Genomic DNA, 15,479 nt, shown 5'->3' with positions numbered 1-15,479 from the left:
ACTCATTACCAATCACCGTCCTAGCAAAACTTTGATCTGATCGATCAAACTGGAACCACCCCAAATCACAGCAGTGAAAATAGAACCAATTAAAACTATTGCTGTTAAACAAATACCCAAACCACCCAAGCTAATTGCACCATCATCTTCCATTAATCCAAAACCAACAACAAAAATACCAATTGCTGGTAGGGTATTAGTGCCGGGGATCGGGATCATCATAAATATTGACATTAAAGCGATCGCCATACCAATGATGAATCTTCCAGGGATTGTAGTACAAACATAGGGAAGACGGGGACGAGTTATGGCTTCAATTTTTTGTAACCAAGGAATTCCTCCTTTCAGAAACTTTTGTACTGTTTCTAACTTAATTTTGTGACTCGCCATTTTATGGGGTAACCAAGGTTTTTGACGCCCAATTATTAACTGAACAGCAAGTACTAACATTAGTATGCCAAAAGGAATGGAATAACCCGGTGCAGGTACAGGTAAAGCTGAAGGTAAGGAGAGAATAACAAATAAAAACCCAAAAATACTGTCACCTGCTATTTGGAGAATATCTTCCAGTGTTACGTAGTTAGGTCGTTGTTCCTCAAAAAAAAAGTGATTTAGTTCTTTAGAAAGTTTTGCCATAGTATAAGACCATAGTATTAAGTGCTATAAATTCGAGATTTTAATTCAAGACTTTAAAAAAGACTTAAATTTTTTTAGTCCTAGAAATCTTACAATTAGTACATATAAAAAAGTTAGTAGATACACTACAACCTAAATACAGCACGAGTTTACACTATACCGAAGATTTTGTTGTTTTCATGTCAAGATATTTCAGAGTATTAAGATTATTTTGGGGTGCGGCTTTAGCTGCAGAGATGGAATATCGAGTCAATTTTCTTTTGGCTATATTCAGTAGCTTAGGTAATCTTGCTGGCAGTATATTTGGTTTATTCTTGTTTTACCGCATGGGATATAACTTTACCGGCTGGAATTGGGAATCAGCATTGATAGTCGTAGGAATTTTTACCCTGTTACAGGGATTTAGTGCAATCTTTTTAGCACCTAATCTTAACCGTATTGTTCGCCATGTTCAGGAAGGAACTCTCGATTTTATCTTATTGAAGCCAATCCGTTCTCAGTTTTGGTTATCTACTAATAATATTTCGGTTTGGGGAATACCAGATTTAGTTTTTGGTCTAATTATTATTGGGTATGCGGGTAGTCGTTTAGGCTTGGGAATCGGTAACTATCTGTTAGGTTTGATCCCAGTTGTTTTTGGTTTGGTAGTGCTCTATAGCTTGTGGTTTATTCTGGGAGCAACCAGCGTTTGGTTTGTCAAAATCTATAATGCAACTGAAGTCTTACGGGGATTGCTAGAAGCTGGACGTTACCCGATGGTTGCATACCCCGCAACTTTTAGATTATTTTTTACTTTTGTTGTTCCGGTAGCATTTTTAACTACTATTCCTGCCCAAACGATGCTGGGTCAAGGAGAATTTACTTGGGTTATTGGTGCTGGAATACTGGCGTTACTGTTGTTTTTGATTTCTACTTGGTTTTGGCGCTTTGCTTTGCGTTTCTACACCAGCGCTTCAAGTTGATATATCAGTTAACAGTTAATGCGCTACCGCGCACGCTTTGCTAACAGTTTATGACTAACGCCACGCCCTTACCTTACGGGCTACAGTTATCAGCTATTACCTATTACCTATTACCCATTACCCATTACCCATTACCCATTACCCATTACCAATTACCCAGAACAATACCTCTATTCATCACTCTATTATGCAACGCCAAAAATATATATAACCGATCCCGAATCATTCCTATAATTATTGTAGTTAGCTTCACTGCCATTTAAAAATTATAGATATAGTTCCTTCCTATAATATAAATACTCTTTCAATAACATCTTTTGTTAATCTAAATTAATTTACATTGAACGTTCAGTGTTAATTATAAAGTTCTTCATGTACTTATAAACAGTCAGCGTATTAATGTATCTTTTGAACACTTTTTTAAATTTTCTCTGGCTTTATACTGAGACATATAAGCAAGAATAACTCTACACCGGATATAACCCATGAGTCAAAGTTATCTGGAAATTGCCAAACAAGGGAAAAATGCTTTGTGGCGCTACTTCCTAGGAATATTGCTGATTTTATTTTGTTGGATTTTTATTGGTACAATCGCTACATTAATGTTCTTTGCATTAGTTGTTGGAGACCTTTCAAGATTACAAGAGTTTCTGAAAACTCGTTCAACAATTAATTACATAATTCAAAATATCAATTTCATTTTCTTTGCAGTTGGAATCTTCTTAACTGTTAGGTTTCTACACGAGCGTAAATTTCTCACGTTAGTAAGTGCGGAAGCTAAAATAAATTTTCGGCGCTTGTTTGTAGGGTTTGGAGCTTGGTTTTTGATTCTTGCTTCAATGACAATTATTGGTTTTGTTGTGGAACCAGAAAACTTTGAATTTGCGTTTCAACCTTCTCAGTGGCTGATTCTATTACCTTTTGCATTAATACTCACTCCAATTCAAACTTCTACTGAAGAATTATTTTTTCGCGGCTATTTAATTCAAGGATTAAGTTTAATTACCAAAAAACCATTGATACTTATGTTTATCAATGGCATTTTATTTATGCTTCCCCATCTACCAAACCCAGAAATCCAGAGGGGTCCAGCTTGGGTTGCTCTTTACTTTTTTGCTTTTGGGGTATTCTGTTCCTTTGTCACCCTCAAAGATAACCGCTTGGAATTGGCTTTAGGTATTCATGCAGCAAATAATCTTTTGCATATATTTGTCACCACCAAGGATTCGGCTCTACCCGTACCGGCTATTTGGTTTGTAAAAGAAACAGGTAATCCTCAGTGGCTAATATTTTGGTTTTTAATAGAAAGTGCTTTATTTTACTTAATTGCTTTTGGTGTCACAAGAAAAAACACAAGTCTCAAGAATAGTTAGGAAGTGCGATATTAAATACTTGGCATAACATTTAATAAATAAACATAAAGCAAATAACGTCGTAATATACCCAACATTTCCGGTAAACTTAAGTTACAGGGACTTTGGAACAGGAGAAAAGAGTGGTGTTAACTCTTCGTGTAAATATTAACCAAATTGTAATTATTCCGTACTTACAGCAAACAGGTGTCAGTTAACAGTTAACAGTGAACAGTTAACATCACAGAAAAATAACTTTCATCGTCAACCTCAATACCCATTTACTAATGTCCACTGTTAGCTATTTCTGCATGGTGGAACATCATAAACTGTCAACTGGTAACCGCTCGCTATCTGTTAGCAGATGCTTTCATCTTGATGGATATAAATATAGTCAGAGGCTTAATGAAGCGTATAAGCATTAACTGTTAATTCTTTGCATTCACGATAGCACATTGCATGATACCTGGTAACTGGTAATTGTTAACTGTTAACTGGTAACTGTTAACTGAACAAGAGGGGCTTAACTGCGAAATCCAAGAAAACTGCAAGTAAGGATTCCTAATTCCTATGACCACAACACAGAATAACGAACTTCCAGTTTGGGTACAAGATAGAGATAAAGCGATCGCACATAGCACTAACGACCAATGGCGTGGTGGAAAAATTCCAGACTATACAGAATCTAAGGCTGGACTCGCTGCAGAAAGTACTTGTAATCATGTAGAAGGCTCCCTAGAAGCGATCGTAGAAAATTTGGTACGAACCTTTGAGATGGAAGTTTCCTTTAAAACTAATCCCGAACAATGGTTATCGGTGGTTAGGGACCGCTTTCGTATGAGTAGTAATGGTGGAAAAGAATATACTGCTGACGATGTTGTCAAGGGCGGAACCTATAACTTATTTATTGGCGATACTGATGCGTATAAAGCTTCTGAAGAAACTTTTGAATCTTCAGGAAGACTTTTTCGTACCGCTTTCCCTAAAGGTTTCCTATGGGAAGTCTTAGAAGTTTACTCTGGACCGCCCAATATTGCATTTAAATGGCGACATTGGGGAACATTTACTGGGTCATATAAAGACTATAGTCCTACAGGAGAAACTATAGAGATAATTGGTATGAGCGTTGCACGGGTAACTGAAGACCTAAAAATCTCGGCGGTGGAACATTATTTCGACAACACCCAGTTTTTCGCCAAGTTGACCACATCTGCTGGGGATGGAGGAAATGAGAAACAAACAGACAATTCTTTATGGAGTTTTTTCCGGAAGCTTTGGAGAAGAAGTGAAGAACCAACTGTCAGGGTACAAGAAAATTTCACGCAACAAACAGAAGTAAGTGCTTGCCCCTTTCGTTTTCGATGGTAGTGTTTTAAGTTAAGAGATCCGCCAAGACATGACCAAAATTACAATTATGGGATAGTCATGTCTTGGTACTCGTACACAAATTAAGGGTGACAATGCAAACATATTATTACGTCTTGGCTTCCCAACACTTTTTGCTAGAAGAAGAGCCACTAGAAGAAGTTCTTCGGGAGCGTACCCGCTACTATCACGAGCAGGAAAAAGAGATTGATTTTTGGTTGGTAAAACAGCCAGCTTTTCTCGAAGCACCTCAAATGGAAGCAATCAAAGCTAAATGTCCTCAACCTGCTGTAGCAATTATTTCGACAGATTCTCAGTTTATTACTTGGTTGAAACTACGACTGGAGTATGTGATTACAGGTGAATTCCAAGCTCCTTCTTCAGAAATCCCTGATGCGATCGCATCTCTTGCTAGTGTGTCCTAATACTAGTGTGTCCTAATAAAAATAAGCCGCCCCCAAGGCGGTTCTTTAACTCTAATATCTGTTCTCTACTACTTATTGCAATAGATGCAACAGAAATTTTTAAAAATTGTATTTTATTAGTGTTAAGCGTGGTGTTTTAGGAGAGAAGATTAAGATGCGTTTGACTGTATCCCCAAAATTGCAAACCATACCGATAGCTTTAGCAGTATCAATATGCAGCGGTACTATCGGTTTTGTCAATATGACAACTACCCTTGCTACGGAAAAAATTCCTGTATGTCGGGGTCCTAGAGCCGGTGAATATCTTTTACTTGTGAGCAGTCCCACAAAAGATAACCGCACTCAGTTGCGTCAAGTTTTACCCCCGCGACTCAAGTTGAATGTTTGTAAATACCTCAGTGGAACCGTAACGAGAATTGGGGGATTTGCTAGGATTGATGACGCCAATCGCTGGGCAAGATATATCCGTGATTCAGCTGGTTTAAATGCAACAATTACGACTAGACCAGGAAATAGGGTTGCTCGCACAACAACGAAAAAGGTGAGTTATAAACCTCGACAGTTAGGGGAAGGTTTTGCAGTTTTGGTAGATTACCGAAACCGTCCTCAAATCGCATCTAGTGTAAGAAAGTTAATCAAAAGTGATGTCGGTTTTGTTTCCTATGGACAGCGTCCTTACCTGTTAGCAGCTTATACTAACGAGCAAAAGGAAGCATACTCAACTCTACAAAAACTTAGCGATAAAGGTTACTTTGCCATTATTGCCGATAGCAGAAAAGTGATGTTATTACGTCCTGCAGTAAGACTGCCGTAATTAAGTTAAGATTTATTGAGCTTATAAATACACTCAAAATCTAAGCGGAGCAAAACAAGCGTGCTCCGCTCGTAGTTCAAGGACTAATATAAGCAGATCTCGCCAACCAGGAAATAGTAATACCCAAAGCCGAACCAGCTATCACCTGGAACGGTGTATGTCCTAATAGTTCTTTCAGGCGATCGCCCGCAATGTCTGGGTGCTCCTGAAATAACTCATCTATCATTTGATTCAGAATGCGTGCTTGCTTTCCAGCTGCTTGACGGACTCCAGCAGCATCGTACATAACGATAATGGCAAATACTGTTGCGAGTGCAAAATCCGGCGTAGCCCAACCAAGTGATTGTCCTACACCGGTGGCGAGAGCAGTCACTAAAGCCGAATGGGCGCTAGGCATACCCCCAGTATTCACTAAAACACTTGCATTAACTTTGCCATTTCTAATTAGCTCGATTAACAGCTTCAATATTTGAGCAGTCACACAAGCTAACAAAGCAACCAGCAGCACACGGTTGTCTAGGATGTTGCCTATGTCTTGCATGGTATTTTGGTTAGGTTTGTTTATATTAGCAGCGGTTGTGTGTCTTAGAAAGTATTTTATGTAACCTCAAGTCCCAAAATTCCGCGTTCGACTAGTGCTTGCGAGCAGTTATGTAATTAGCTATTCCAATTAAAGGATTAGCTTTTTCTCCGTAGGATTCTAATTCTTCACAAGCTTCTTGGATCAGCTTTTGAGCTTTAAGACGAGATTCTTCTAACCCCCATATACTAGGATAAGTAACTTTTTGTGCGGCAATATCTTTGCCTGCAGTTTTACCTAATTCTTCTTGGGTGGCAGTAATATCAAGAATGTCATCAACAATTTGAAATGCCAGCCCAATATTTTGAGCATAGCGAGATAAACGCTGTAAATCTACTGATGATGCATCGGCTAAAATAGCACCACACACTACGCAGGCTTCGAGAAGAGCGGCGGTTTTATGATTGTGAATAAAATTTAGTGTATCGATGGAAACGTCTAATTTACCTTCTGATTCTAAATCTACAATTTGTCCGCCTACCAAGCCTGCAGCACCTACCGCCCTTCCTAGATGAGTAATCACCCGTAAAACTCGATCTGCTGCCACATTCTTAGTTTGGGAAGCAATATACTCAAAGGCGTAGGTTAATAAAGCATCTCCAGCTAAAATGGCAACATCTTCACCGTAGACCTTGTGATTAGTCAGTTTACCGCGACGATAATCATCGTTATCCATCGCTGGTAAATCATCATGAATCAAAGACATCGTATGAATCATTTCTAAAGCACAAGCGGTGGGAATCGCCATTTCAATGTTTCCACCTGTCATTTCACAGGTCGCTAAACAAAGAATGGGACGCAGGCGTTTACCTCCAGCTAACAGCGAATAGCGCATAGCTTCGTAAATTTTTTCTGGGTAAACCACTGGAATTGATTTCTCCAGTGCTTCTTCACAAAGCTGTTTGCGTTGTTTTAGATATATTGATAAATCAAATTCTGTTTTCGAGTCAATTCTTCGAAGATTATCCGCTGCTACCATTCTGACATTCCTTGGTTTTTGGTCATGTACGTCACAATTTTATAGGTGTTTGGAGCTGTAAATTCAGTTGTCAGTTGTCAGTTTATGGCTAACGCCACGCCCTTACGGGCTACAGTTAATGCGCTACGGCGCACGCTTTGCTAACAGTTATCAGTTTTTTGATTACTGTTCACTGTTCCCTGTTAACTGTCCCTGAGTAGCTAGAAACTGTGTTTTGCAATAACATTGCCACAGTCATTGGTCCAACACCTCCAGGAACGGGGGTGATATAAGAAGCTACTCCTTGAGTAGAGTGAAAGTCAACATCTCCTACTAACCGACTTTTGCCGTTAGCATCAGTGACGCGGTTTATCCCCACATCTACCACAACTGCGCCTCTATTCACCATTTCTGCATTAATTAGTTGGGGACGTCCTACTGCAGCAATAAGAATATCAGCTTCTTTAGTAATAGCTTTAAGGTCTTTAGTACGTGAATGTGCTATAGTCACTGTTGCATTTGCTTCTAATAGCATTAGTGCTAGCGGCTTTCCTACTAAGATACTGCGTCCCACTACTACCGCTTTTTTCCCAGCTACAGGAATAGAATATTCATCTAAAAGACACATAACCCCTGCAGGAGTACAACTACGCAAACCTGTTTCTCCTCGCACAAGTTTCCCTAAATTTACAGGATGTAGCCCATCGGCATCTTTTTCGGGGATAATTTGGTGCAACAGTGCTACCGAATCTAAATGTTTGGGTAATGGTAGCTGTACTAGAATGCCATCTACTCGCTCATCTTGATTGAGTTCTTGGATAACAGTTTCTAATTCTGCTTGAGTGGTTTCTTCAGGAAAATGTCTATTAAAAGAAGCAATCCCAACTTTCGCACAAGCTTTTTCTTTGTTACGAACGTAAGCTGCAGAAGCAGGATTGTCGCCCACCATTAGTACGGCTAAACCAGGAGGACGACCAATTTTGGGTTGTAATTGAGAAATTTCACTAGTAAGCTCTTGGTGAATCTTAGCGGCTAATGCTTTACCATCAAGCAATTTCGCTGTTTGTGTTTCCATGTTCGGTTTCCATTGTCTTGTCGAGGTTTGAGTTTAAGGAAGTAGGGCTTATGCAAATCATGGGGTCAAAGATAAGTCAATCGGCATTTGTGGCGTTGTTATAAACCGTATGCAACAGTTTACGCTTCAATAACGTTTGCGAACAGGTGTTGCAACATTTATTTTCCGATGCTTCAGAATAATCTTTAGTGTATTGAAGTTATGGTGTAAGCTTTAACCGAAAAATTATTCTATATCATGATTCCAAGCCTAATATTTTATGGCTTGTGCCAAAAGTCAATCTCACAAAAATAGTAATTATAGTTTCGGTATTCCTAGGTAGCTTATTGATTATATTTGTTGAAATTAATCAAAAAATAGCTTGAAATTACAAATATTTGGTATGACAAATATTTTATTGAAATAAAAATCTTCTATATTTTGATATTTCTGAGTCCGAATTTTCTTCATTTCAGATTTTTTCTGGTAATAATGGTAACTAAAATGTCCAGTTGATTTGGTAACAAAAGAATACTAGGGGAGAATTTTCCTGTTCTTGGGGATGTTATGCGAAAAAATACAAAATATTACTATATTTTACCCGTATATGGTTGGTTATTAATTTGCTATATTTTGCTTGGATTATTTAGTTGCAGCAATATAAATTTTGCTGATATCACAGGTGTCGGAGCAGATGTTACACCAATTGGGGAGCTTACACCACAGGCTGACCAAACTACGGTTTATGTACGAGGTAAAGTTACAAAACAAGTACCTTTACTAAAAAATGAACGTTTATATCAACTGGACGATTCCACAGGTAAAGTTTGGATCCTGACTCACAAAAATGACTGGAAAGTTGGTCAAGAAGTCCAAACAAAAGGTAAAATAAAATACAAAAATATCCCAATTGCAGATAAGGATTTTAGCGATATTTATCTGGAGGTAAAGTGATTGGGGATTGGTAATGGGTAATGAGTAATGAGTAATGAGTAATGAGTAATGAGTAATGAGTAATGGGTAATGGGTAATGGGTAATGAGTTAATTCTTCTGACTTCTGACTCCTAACTTCTGACTCCTAACTTCTGACTCATAACTTCTGACTCATAACTCCTGACTCCTGCTCGCTCGTTAGAGCGCGGTCTGTCCTGACTCCTGACTCCTGACTCCTGACTTCTGACTCTTAACTTCTGACTCTTAACTTCTGACTCCTGACTCCTGACTTCTGATTTCTGACTCCTGACTCCTGACTCTCTTAACTTCTGACTCCTGACTCCTGACTCTTAACTTCTGACTCCTGACTCCTGACTTCTGATTTCTGACTCATCCATGAACAAACAACCCGTACAAGTTGCGATCGCTATTCTTTATCAGGAAGACAAATTTCTAATGCAACTGCGGGATAATATCCCGACTATTTTATATCCAGGATACTGGGCGCTATTTGGAGGACATATAGAAGCTGGAGAAACGCCCGAAGTGGCTGTGAGACGAGAAGTTATTGAAGAAATTGCTTATGAAGCACCAAATTTTACTAAATTTGGTAATTATGAAGATGAAAAAGTTCTTCGTAATGTCTTCTACGCACCATTGACAGTAGAGTTAAATCAGTTGGAATTGAATGAAGGGTGGGATATGGGTTTGTTAACTGCAACAGATATTTCTCAAGGAAGCTGTTATTCCGCGAATGCTGGGGAAATTCGACCGCTAGGTCCAGTGCATCAACAAATAATGTTAGATTTTATTGAAAAATTTAAACTCTGAAATCTTTTGCCTGAAACTTTTTGCCTGAAATCTTTAAATTTTGATATTATCCATAGTGATTATAAATTATAAATTATAAATAATTAGTTGATAATTGTTATCAATTGAGCCCCATGGAGTCAAGCAGTAAATTGCCAAGATGGTTAACTTTAGGATTGGCGATTCCTATAGTGATTCTCAATGGTTGGGTGTTACTTCAATTTGTTCGTTACTTTCAACCTTTGGTGAGTATTTTAATCGCTGCTAGCGTGCTGGCTTTTGTGTTGGATTATCCGATTCGATTTTTACAGCGATGGGGGGTACAAAGAACTTTTGCGACTATTGTTGTGTTACTAGTAAGCCTAGTTATCTTAGCTGCGATCGCAACTACGTTAGTTCCCAGAATTGTCGAACAACTTAACGAGTTAGCCAATATCCTACCTGTTTGGATTGATTCTGGAAATAAGCAATTACAAGCCCTTCAGGATTGGGCTGCGTCCCAACAGTCCCAGGGAAATTTTACCCAATTAGTAACGACGGTATTGGATAAATTGTCAAGTCAATTACAAAATTTCAGTGGTAAACTGTTCGGTTTTGCCGTTGACACTATTGGCAGTATTGTAAATATTTTACTCACTATAGTACTAACGTTTTATTTAATTTTAAATGGAGAACGGGTTTGGGATGGAATTTTTCTCTGGTTTCCAGCGCATGTGGGGGAAGAAGTAAGGGAGTCCTTACGTGAAGATTTTCAAAATTACTTTATCGGACAGGTTACTTTAGCAACTTTATTGGGAGTATTAATTACGTTAGTTTTTCTTGCCCTTAAAGTTCCTTTAAGTTTACTGTTTGGTTTAGTAATCGGTTTTTATGCTTTATTCCCCTTTGGTACGGGTATAGGAATTATTATAGTTAGCTTATTAGTGGCACTAAATGACTTTGGTTTGGGTCTAGAAGTTTTAGCGATCGCTGTGGGAATCGATCAATTTAATTATAATTTTATTGCGCCTCGAATATTAAGTAAATTTACTGGTTTAAATCCTGTTTGGGTAGTAATTTCTTTGTGGGTAGGTGCAAAATTATTAGGAGTTTTAGGGTTATTGATTGCAATTCCTTTAGCTAGCTTTATCAAGAGTATTGCTGACAGTTTGCGTGAAGGAAGATTTTTAGAGTTAGAGAATATTGATTCAGAAACCGTTGATGTTGGGGCTAAAGCCGTTTCATGAGTAATGAGTAATAAGTAATAAGTAATAAGTAATAAGTAAGGAGACAGGAGTCAAAAGTCAGAAGTCAGAAGTCAGGAGAATTAACTCATTACCCATTACCCATTACCCATTACCCATTACCCATTACCCATTACCCATTACCCATTACCCATTACCCAATACCCAAGGACTTGATAAATTATCCTTGGGGATTTTATTTTGCGGAATTTAAATATAAATAATGTATTTATTATCTGCAAATAAAAATCTCTGTTATCAAAACCTGAATATGGCACAAATGATTCCGGATCGGCTTCCCACCCGCGCTTCTGCTGGTGAAAAGAAGTTATTTTCAGTGCTACAAAAATTAGGAGACGATTGCATTGTTTACTATGAACCCATAGTTGAAGATCGCTATCCTGATTTTATTGTTATCTCTCCAGATATGGGATTATTGGTTATTGAGGTCAAAGGCTGGTATCCCAGAGATATTCGTGCGGGCGATCTTAATTCTATTTGCGTTAAGGAAGCTCACGGAGAAGTTTACCGCAATCACCCTGTGAGACAAGCACGAGATTACATGTATTCCTTGATGGATAAGTGTAGGGAGCATTATCACGGTAAACGTTTGCTGCAAAAGGAAGGAAAACATCAAAACAAGTTTATTTTTCCTTTTGGACATTTTGCCGTTCTTTCTAATATTACTCAAAGTCAATTACAACAGCATGATGTTGGCGACTTAACTGAAGTTTTTCCATCAAACAAAGTTGTTCCTCGCGATGTTCTTGAGTCTTGGATGGATGATTCCTTTAGTTGTGAGGATCTGTGTGAGGTAATTAAAACATTTTTTAACCCCTATTGGGATTTCCCCAGATTAAATCAAAGTCAAATTAATGCAATTAGGGCAATTATTCACCCAGAAATTGTAATATCTCCGGTACGGAAAAATGCTATTTCACCTCAAAAACAGGATAAAAATTCAGTTCCAAAGCCATCAAGTCCAGAAACATCAAAAGATTTTGAACCTGTAGACTTAAAAGTCCTTGACTTACGTCAAGAAGATAATGCTCGGAAAATCGGTGAAGGACACCGAATTATATATGGTGTAGCAGGTTCCGGTAAAACTATCCTGTTAATTGCGAAAGCACGCTTACTCAGTCACCAACGACCAGATGCAAAAATTCTCTTACTTTGCTATAACGTCACTCTTGCAACTTATTTACGTGAAATCCTGCGCGAATGTCCAAATGTAAATGTTAGACATTTTGATGGATGGAGTAAAGCCAATGGTTGTACTCGTCAAAACAAAGAATCTAATGAAAAAATTGGCGATCGCTTCTTAAGTAAATTGGAAAATGGCTGTCCCGATACCCGTTACTACGATGCTGTACTGATTGATGAAGCCCAAGATTTTGCAGTTTCTTGGTTTAAATGCGTCCTTGAAGCAATGCAAGAACCAAATGACGGGGATTTGGTAATTGTTGGTGATGGTAGTCAAGGTTTGTATGGATCTACCAAAGTTAGCTGGAAAAAAATTGGAATTAACGCCCGGGGTAGAACTATTTCAGCTAAATTTGACCTAGATAAAAATTATCGTAATAGTCGCGAGATTGTTGAACTTGCTGCGGTTTTCGCCGGAAATCCAGATAACAAGGAACAAACTGAAGATTCTATACTTTCCCTATTTGTCGATCCAGCCAAGTGTCAGCGTCCTACTGGTATTAGACCCGCACTAGTAACATCAGAGGATCGCCGTTCTGAATCAACCAAGGTCATGGGTATTGTCAAAGCTTTACTAGATGGTAAATGGTTTGGGAAATCAATTAAACCACTCAAACCAGAAGAAATTGCCATTTTATATCCAATGGCTCCTCAAAAAGAAAGGGCGATTCTGAAAGATTTAATACAAGGTTTAGGTCAACTTGCTCCGGTTGTTTGGCTGAACAAAGATTCTTTTGCTAGGACCTTAGTTGCTGAACCAGGTATTAAAATTCAGACCGTACATTCTGCTAAGGGTTTACAATACCGTGCTGTAATTTTAATGTGGGCAGACCAATTACCGCGACCATTTGAAAATATCAATGAAGCTGAAGAACGATGTCTAATGTATGTTGGTGTGACTCGTCCGGAAGATTATTTAGTTATTAGTGCTTCTGGTTTTTCTCCCTTTGTTCGAGAAATTAAAGAGTCAGGAGAGGCTGATTTGATTCACGAACGAGTTTTGAGTATCAGATAAAACAAAACATCGTCTCGAACAGTATCCCCATAGGTAAAAACTAGGGGATTTTTAATTATTTATTACCACTTACTCTGCTGGGTTTGTACCGAGAAGGGTAGAATTTGCAGTTCCTTAAAGGTAATTTTTCCGCGACAAGCAATTGAGAAAAATAAAGGTAAGTTTGCTGCCGCTATTTGCTTGATTTATGATAATTTTTTTAGCGATCGAGTAGCTTAATATTTATCGATAAAGACCGAGTTTTCTGTTCTAGAACAAATACTGATATAACTAGTAAAGCTAAGTTTGGTATCCATACTCCAAAAGCAACAGGAATCTTCTCTGATAGACATAAAGCATTAACTATAAAATTAAGAGTATAGTGAATAATAATTGCAAATATTACTAGTTCGAAACTTCTATTTTTATTAGTGATTTGATTTATTGGTCGTGCAAATATACCAGCCGAGAATCCTACTAAAGCAAATATAGTACAAGTAAATAGATTTGTATATCTTTGATAAATAGCCATCTTAAGTTTTATTATTTCTTTTATATTTCCTACATTATTTATAATTTTTAATTTTTCAGATAATTGATATATATTCATTTCTCGAGGATCGCGGTTAAAATTTACGTAATTCCAAAGGTTCTTAGAGATATTATTTATTGTTAGTGTTTCAAATTTAACTCTATCGCCGAAATTACCATCTCCGGTTAAAATATTTTTTTCTCCATCACTTAATTGCCATTTTTTTTCATTTTCATGCCATTTACCTGATTTACAAATTATGATTTCTCTTAATTTGTTATCAATAAAATTTAAGATAGTAAGATTTAAAATTTTTTCTCCATCGAACTTTTCGGCATATATGAAAAAGTTGATTTCTTGCAGCTTTTGTGAATTATTCAATTTATTATTATATTCTGCATAGAAAATATTTTTTTTATTATATTTATCTAACTGGTTTCTATCTATATTCATCTCCCTTTCTAAAATGATAGCTGTCTTGTAATTTAAGTAAGGAACAATTATTTCATTTATCTCAAACATCATAATTGAGGCTATTATAGCTAATACCAAAGCTGGCAATGTTAGTCGGTACAAACTAATGCCAAAGCTTTGCAAGGCAATAACTTCGCTACTTCTAGATATCTGACTGTAAGTAAAGAGAGTGGAAAGCAAAATAGCGTATGGTATCGCAATTACAATAAAACTTGGTATTTTTAATAAATGAATATAAAACGATATTGACCAAGTTAAATCTCTTTCAAAAATAAATTTAAATTGTTCAAAAGATATTCCAACTAATTCTGCAACAGTCGAGCAAATGATAATACTAAATATAAAACTAGGTACTAACTTTTTAATTAGATAAGCATCTAATATATTAAATTTAAAATAAATAGATTTAATTATTTGATGCATGTTCGCAAATAAACACAAGGCTTATAGTGTTTTGAGGAGATATGAGGAGACATACAGCGCAAATATAAACTAATTACTGCGAACTAGTGAAAAACCATACTACTATTAATTGATTTGTGCGTGACGACAATATAATACCTTCATTAAAATTGTAGTTTATTTTAATCGTCACACACTTATAGGATTTTCCAGATACTGTGAGAAGTTAGAGATATTTATATGGGATAATCGCCAAAAAATCACTAAATTTTCTAGAAATCAGTTACTTTTACTCATCTGTTAATAATAAGTTTATCACCATCGCAACTGTAAATACTGGTATCTTGAACGCCACTTCTAGTAATTTCTGGGTCGACTCCAGAACATTTATAAGAACCATTCTCGTCTTCTCCAGTAACCTTTACAAAGGAATTATTAATTTCTACCTCTCTACTTTTTTCACGACCATTTTTAATTTCGACATTGCTATTTTTTTGACGTTCGCTGGTGTTACTAGAAGTTTCACTTTCACAAGATGCGATAAATATACAAAGAAACAACGCAAAAAATAGTCTGACTATTATTCTAGGTTTGGTAAGTGTCATACTGTGTATTTTGTCCATACGCCTAATACTTCTATTCAGTTTTGTAGTGAATTTTTCAGTATAAATTCAGGGAAGACACAAAAAAATGTTAAAAAGCTACAAAATTTTAATTAACTTCTATTGATGAATTTAAGAATTTTGAGATTGTTGTCTTAA

16 protein-coding genes are annotated in these 15,479 nt (G+C 37.0%); 10 read left to right on the top strand and 6 right to left on the bottom strand.

Going from position 1 to position 15,479, the window contains the following annotated elements; translation table 11 throughout:
- Positions 1–12: 12 nt before the first annotated feature.
- A complete protein-coding gene (locus BC008_RS17170; RefSeq protein WP_027847003.1) occupies positions 13–636 on the bottom strand; it encodes an exopolysaccharide biosynthesis protein in 624 nt (207 codons plus the stop codon).
- A 179-nt stretch (positions 637–815) separates the two neighbouring features.
- On the opposite strand from BC008_RS17170, the gene BC008_RS17165 reads away from it, so the two are divergent.
- The 6 genes from BC008_RS17165 (at position 816) to BC008_RS17145 (ending at position 5,554) form a co-directional block, all read left to right on the top strand.
- Complete coding sequence (locus BC008_RS17165) at positions 816–1,598, top strand: ABC transporter permease (RefSeq protein WP_027847004.1); 783 nt, start codon at positions 816–818, stop codon at positions 1,596–1,598.
- Positions 1,599–1,648: 50 nt separating this feature from the next.
- Positions 1,649–1,861 (top strand): hypothetical protein, encoded by a 213-nt coding sequence (locus tag BC008_RS48390; RefSeq protein ID WP_153009605.1) that lies wholly within the window; start codon positions 1,649–1,651, stop codon positions 1,859–1,861.
- 222 nt (positions 1,862–2,083) lie between these two features.
- Positions 2,084–2,971: a CPBP family intramembrane glutamic endopeptidase gene (locus tag BC008_RS17160; protein ID WP_027845994.1), complete on the top strand. Its 888-nt coding sequence runs from the start codon at positions 2,084–2,086 to the stop codon at positions 2,969–2,971.
- 549 nt (positions 2,972–3,520) lie between these two features.
- Complete coding sequence (locus BC008_RS17155; protein ID WP_027845995.1) at positions 3,521–4,318, top strand: nuclear transport factor 2 family protein; 798 nt, start codon at positions 3,521–3,523, stop codon at positions 4,316–4,318.
- A 92-nt stretch (positions 4,319–4,410) separates the two neighbouring features.
- A complete protein-coding gene (locus tag BC008_RS17150) occupies positions 4,411–4,740 on the top strand; it encodes an MgPME-cyclase complex family protein (RefSeq protein WP_027845996.1) in 330 nt (109 codons plus the stop codon).
- Positions 4,741–4,894: 154 nt separating this feature from the next.
- Entirely contained in the window at positions 4,895–5,554 is a 660-nt protein-coding gene (locus tag BC008_RS17145) for a hypothetical protein (RefSeq protein WP_027845997.1), read from the top strand.
- 76 nt (positions 5,555–5,630) lie between these two features.
- Here the strand turns inward: BC008_RS17145 and BC008_RS17140 are convergent, their stop codons facing one another.
- The 3 genes from BC008_RS17140 to folD form a co-directional block, all read right to left on the bottom strand.
- Complete coding sequence (locus BC008_RS17140; RefSeq protein ID WP_027845998.1) at positions 5,631–6,095, bottom strand: divergent PAP2 family protein; 465 nt, start codon at positions 6,093–6,095, stop codon at positions 5,631–5,633.
- A gap of 91 nt (positions 6,096–6,186) precedes the next feature.
- Positions 6,187–7,113, bottom strand: a complete 927-nt coding sequence (crtE, locus tag BC008_RS17135; RefSeq protein ID WP_027845999.1) for a geranylgeranyl diphosphate synthase CrtE — start codon at positions 7,111–7,113, stop codon at positions 6,187–6,189.
- Between the two features lie 169 nt (positions 7,114–7,282).
- Positions 7,283–8,167 (bottom strand): bifunctional methylenetetrahydrofolate dehydrogenase/methenyltetrahydrofolate cyclohydrolase FolD, encoded by an 885-nt coding sequence (gene folD, locus BC008_RS17130; RefSeq protein ID WP_027846000.1) that lies wholly within the window; start codon positions 8,165–8,167, stop codon positions 7,283–7,285.
- A gap of 546 nt (positions 8,168–8,713) precedes the next feature.
- Between folD and BC008_RS17125 the strand changes: the two genes are divergently transcribed.
- The 4 genes from BC008_RS17125 to BC008_RS17110 all read left to right on the top strand — a co-directional run bounded on the left by BC008_RS17125 (position 8,714) and on the right by BC008_RS17110 (position 13,331).
- Positions 8,714–9,100, top strand: a complete 387-nt coding sequence (locus BC008_RS17125; protein ID WP_027846001.1) for a hypothetical protein — start codon at positions 8,714–8,716, stop codon at positions 9,098–9,100.
- 376 nt (positions 9,101–9,476) lie between these two features.
- Positions 9,477–9,911 carry an NUDIX hydrolase gene (locus tag BC008_RS17120; protein ID WP_027847011.1) on the top strand — a complete coding sequence of 145 codons (435 nt, stop codon included), beginning with the start codon at positions 9,477–9,479 and terminating at the stop codon, positions 9,909–9,911.
- A 113-nt stretch (positions 9,912–10,024) separates the two neighbouring features.
- Positions 10,025–11,116 (top strand): AI-2E family transporter, encoded by a 1,092-nt coding sequence (locus BC008_RS17115; protein WP_027847012.1) that lies wholly within the window; start codon positions 10,025–10,027, stop codon positions 11,114–11,116.
- Between the two features lie 220 nt (positions 11,117–11,336).
- Entirely contained in the window at positions 11,337–13,331 is a 1,995-nt protein-coding gene (locus BC008_RS17110) for a nuclease-related domain-containing DEAD/DEAH box helicase (RefSeq protein WP_036267781.1), read from the top strand.
- A gap of 199 nt (positions 13,332–13,530) precedes the next feature.
- Here the strand turns inward: BC008_RS17110 and BC008_RS17105 are convergent, their stop codons facing one another.
- Both BC008_RS17105 and BC008_RS17100 read right to left on the bottom strand, forming a co-directional pair.
- A complete protein-coding gene (locus BC008_RS17105) occupies positions 13,531–14,739 on the bottom strand; it encodes an LptF/LptG family permease (RefSeq protein WP_027845947.1) in 1,209 nt (402 codons plus the stop codon).
- Positions 14,740–15,011: 272 nt separating this feature from the next.
- Entirely contained in the window at positions 15,012–15,323 is a 312-nt protein-coding gene (locus tag BC008_RS17100; RefSeq protein WP_058183710.1) for a hypothetical protein, read from the bottom strand.
- Positions 15,324–15,479 lie beyond the last annotated feature (156 nt).

Source organism: Mastigocoleus testarum BC008, assembly GCF_001456025.1.
In the GTDB taxonomy this organism is placed as follows: Bacteria; Cyanobacteriota; Cyanobacteriia; order Cyanobacteriales; family Nostocaceae; genus Mastigocoleus; species Mastigocoleus testarum.
Note: the sequence above shows the minus strand (reverse complement) of the source record. Positions and strands in the feature narration are given on the sequence as shown.

Coding starts and splice junctions, on each gene's coding strand:
- BC008_RS17170 (WP_027847003.1), bottom strand. CDS start 636: ATGGCAAAACTTTCTAAAGAACTAAATCACTTTTTTTTTGAGGAACAA.
- BC008_RS17165 (WP_027847004.1), top strand. CDS start 816: ATGTCAAGATATTTCAGAGTATTAAGATTATTTTGGGGTGCGGCTTTA.
- BC008_RS48390 (WP_153009605.1), top strand. CDS start 1,649: ATGACTAACGCCACGCCCTTACCTTACGGGCTACAGTTATCAGCTATT.
- BC008_RS17160 (WP_027845994.1), top strand. CDS start 2,084: ATGAGTCAAAGTTATCTGGAAATTGCCAAACAAGGGAAAAATGCTTTG.
- BC008_RS17155 (WP_027845995.1), top strand. CDS start 3,521: ATGACCACAACACAGAATAACGAACTTCCAGTTTGGGTACAAGATAGA.
- BC008_RS17150 (WP_027845996.1), top strand. CDS start 4,411: ATGCAAACATATTATTACGTCTTGGCTTCCCAACACTTTTTGCTAGAA.
- BC008_RS17145 (WP_027845997.1), top strand. CDS start 4,895: ATGCGTTTGACTGTATCCCCAAAATTGCAAACCATACCGATAGCTTTA.
- BC008_RS17140 (WP_027845998.1), bottom strand. CDS start 6,095: ATGCAAGACATAGGCAACATCCTAGACAACCGTGTGCTGCTGGTTGCT.
- crtE (WP_027845999.1), bottom strand. CDS start 7,113: ATGGTAGCAGCGGATAATCTTCGAAGAATTGACTCGAAAACAGAATTT.
- folD (WP_027846000.1), bottom strand. CDS start 8,167: ATGGAAACACAAACAGCGAAATTGCTTGATGGTAAAGCATTAGCCGCT.
- BC008_RS17125 (WP_027846001.1), top strand. CDS start 8,714: ATGCGAAAAAATACAAAATATTACTATATTTTACCCGTATATGGTTGG.
- BC008_RS17120 (WP_027847011.1), top strand. CDS start 9,477: ATGAACAAACAACCCGTACAAGTTGCGATCGCTATTCTTTATCAGGAA.
- BC008_RS17115 (WP_027847012.1), top strand. CDS start 10,025: ATGGAGTCAAGCAGTAAATTGCCAAGATGGTTAACTTTAGGATTGGCG.
- BC008_RS17110 (WP_036267781.1), top strand. CDS start 11,337: ATGTATTTATTATCTGCAAATAAAAATCTCTGTTATCAAAACCTGAAT.
- BC008_RS17105 (WP_027845947.1), bottom strand. CDS start 14,739: ATGCATCAAATAATTAAATCTATTTATTTTAAATTTAATATATTAGAT.
- BC008_RS17100 (WP_058183710.1), bottom strand. CDS start 15,323: ATGACACTTACCAAACCTAGAATAATAGTCAGACTATTTTTTGCGTTG.